This is a genomic window from Robbsia andropogonis, assembly GCF_000970345.1.
Taxonomy (GTDB): Bacteria; Pseudomonadota; Gammaproteobacteria; order Burkholderiales; family Burkholderiaceae; genus Robbsia; species Robbsia andropogonis.
On the sequence record NZ_LAQU01000191.1, the window covers coordinates 1 to 1,268 of the forward strand.

1 protein-coding gene is annotated in these 1,268 nt (G+C 65.5%); it reads left to right on the forward strand.

The genetic code is table 11. The annotated features are described in order from the left end of the window. Positions 1-43: 43 nt before the first annotated feature. The coding region (locus WM40_RS27045; protein ID WP_046154641.1) for a site-specific integrase at positions 44-1,268 on the forward strand (1,225 nt) is incomplete at its 3' end.

The following is a 1,268-nucleotide window of genomic DNA, read 5'->3' on the forward strand; positions in this document are numbered from 1 at the left end:
TTTATTATCTCTGTATGGTCATTTTTGAAATAAACTCGATGTCATGAAAACGTGTCTCCCGAACCCGTCCGCCGACGACATGCCAAACGATTTCCCCGATGCCGACGCGCTTGCAGCGCTGCGTGCCTGGTACGAAGGCGCATCCTCGCGTGACGCGGCCGGCCGGTACCTGCGAGACCGGCTCGGTCAGGGGGAGTCTGCACGCGGCGTCATCGACCAGATCCGCCGGCAGCTTGCACTTTACGCCCGGTGCCGGCAGCGGGCGGATCTGGCTACGCTGTTCGAATGCCCGGCCCACAAACGCAGGCATCATGCCCGCGCCACCGCGCAGGCAGTCGAAACGCTGCGCACGCTACCTTTACAGACCCCGCAGATCGGGGATGACATTACGCGCTGGTTGCCGGAACGCGCTGTCCGTGCCCTGCACGCGGCGGGCATCCGTACGCTGGCTGATCTCACGGTAAGGATTCCTCGCCGCCGGCAGTGGTGGAGCGCCGTACCAGGGCTCGGCCCGGCCCTCGCAAAAAGGATCGAGGCCTTCTTTGCCGCGCACCCGGCGCTCACCGAGCGGGCCCACGCACTGATCGTCGCCGAGCGGCAGTCGGACGTGACGCCCTGGGAGCAGCTACGGCTACCGCATGAGGTTGACGGATCCGCAGGGGCCTTCCGCGCACCGCTGTCGACCTGTATCCTGGGCGTCGACAACGATTACGACGCCATCCAGGGCTGGCTGGCGTTGCACGAGTCCCCAGCCACGCAGCGCGCCTACCGTAAGGAAGCCGAACGGCTGATTCTCTGGGCCATTGTTGCCCTCGGCAAGGCCCTGTCGTCGCTGACCGCGCGGGATGCAACCGACTATCGGGCGTTTCTGCGCAGACCCACCCCGCGCGAACGCTGGGTCGGACCGCCGCGGCCGCGCACGTCGCCTGACTGGAGACCGTTTGTCGACAACCTTTCGGCGCGTTCGATTGCGCACGCGCTTGCCGTGCTCAGCGCAATGTTCCGCTGGCTGATGGAGCAGCGCTATGTCGTGGCCAACCCCTTTGCCGGCATCAAGGTCCGCGGCAGCAAGCGCGCCACGGCGCTGGAAACCGCACATGCCTTCACCGAAGGAGAATGGCTGCTCACGCGCACCATCGCCAACGGGCTCGAATGGTCGTACGGCTGGCAGGCTGCCGCCGCCCAGCGAGCTCGTTTCATGCTGGATTTCGGGTACGCGACGGGACTGCGGATCAGCGAACTGACCAATGCGACCCTGCGAAACATCG